This is a genomic window from Bartonella sp. MR90HLJMH (assembly GCF_042194115.1).
GTDB classification, from domain to species: Bacteria; Pseudomonadota; Alphaproteobacteria; order Rhizobiales; family Rhizobiaceae; genus Bartonella; species Bartonella grahamii.
On sequence record NZ_JBHIMM010000036.1, the window covers coordinates 1 to 984 of the forward strand.

1 protein-coding gene is annotated in these 984 nt (G+C 39.9%); it reads left to right on the forward strand.

Annotation, left to right across the window (positions count from 1 at the left end):
* Nucleotides 1-984 (forward strand): ABC transporter substrate-binding protein (locus tag ACFIJ9_RS08625; protein ID WP_375636782.1); only part of this gene is annotated, 984 nt, incomplete at both ends.

A 984-nucleotide genomic window follows, 5' to 3' on the forward strand; every position in this document is an offset into this window, starting at 1 on the left:
TGCAACAGCTTTGCTTGATCGTAAGACGATCATGAAACACGAAAAAAATGGTGATTTGGGAAATCAGTATTTGAAAACTCATGCTGCTTGCGTTGGTCCTTATCAGTTAAAAAGTTGGCGCCCTGGAGAAGCGATTTTATTGCGTGCAAGCTCTCATTATTGGGGACAAGAACCTAAACTAAAACAGATTTTAATTCGCCATGTTGCGGAGCCTGGAACACAACGCTTGTTGTTGCAAAAACATGATATTGATGTTGCTCGTAATTTGACACCTGAAGATCTTGCAGATCTGCAAAAAACAACAGATGTTAAAATCAAAGAAGTGTTAGAACCATCCATGATGTATTGGGGATTCAATACGACGAATCCCATTTTTGCTAAGGAAAAAGTACGTTTGGCGATGCGTTATCTTATAGATTATGAAGGTCTTGGCAAGAAGCTTCTCAAAGGGATTGGTATTCCACGGGCAAGTTTTATTCCTCTTGGCAATTTTGGGGCTTTAGATGAAAAAGAAGGGCAACCCTTTAAGCTTGATATTCAAAAAGCCAAGCAGCTTTTAGCAGAGGCCGGTTATCCGAACGGATTTGAGGCAAATTTTCTCGTATCAAATGCTCCTTATACTTTGTTACTTGCTCAGTCACTCCAAGATAGTGCTGCGCAGGCGGGTGTGCGTCTTAAAATTGAGCGATTGGCAGGTACACAGTTGTTTTCCAAACTTTATGCCCGAGCTTTTGATACAATTTTTGTTGGATGGAATAATGATTCTGCGGATCCTCATACAATGGCTTCACGTCTTGTTTATAATCCAGATAATCGGTTTGAGGCTAGAAACACTGCCTATCCTAGTTGGAAGCATGGGTATTTTGATGCCAAGATGAATCAAAAAGTTGAATATGCTTTGTTTCAAAAAGATCCGCAAAAACGGGCGCAAATATATGCTGATTTACAACGTGAACTTATGCAAAAAGGACCTTATGCGTTTAT